Source organism: Algoriphagus oliviformis, from assembly GCF_017254915.1.
Taxonomy (GTDB): Bacteria; Bacteroidota; Bacteroidia; order Cytophagales; family Cyclobacteriaceae; genus Algoriphagus; species Algoriphagus oliviformis.
Genome location: NZ_JAFKCT010000110.1, coordinates 1 through 255 on the forward strand (window position 1 = coordinate 1; position 255 = coordinate 255).

Annotated in this window: 1 protein-coding gene; it reads left to right on the forward strand. The window is 56.9% G+C overall.

The genetic code is table 11. The features are described from left to right. Positions 1–255 (forward strand): DDE-type integrase/transposase/recombinase (locus J0A68_RS23475; RefSeq protein WP_206580539.1); only part of this gene is annotated, 255 nt, incomplete at both ends.

Consider the following 255-nt stretch of genomic DNA (forward strand, 5'->3'; position numbering starts at 1 on the left):
CATGTACCTGACCGCGATCATCGATCTGTACAGCCGGTATATCGTCGGCTGGTCCATCTCCAACAACATGGACGCGGAATGGTGCAAGGAGGTGCTCGAAGAGGCCATCAGCCAGTATGGCTGTCCCGAGATCCTCAACACCGATCAGGGAAGCCAGTTTACCTCGGAAGTCTTCACCGCGACGGTGAAGTCCAGCGGCATCCGCCTGAGTATGGACGGCAAGGGAAGGGCGATTGACAACGTGTTTATCGAGCG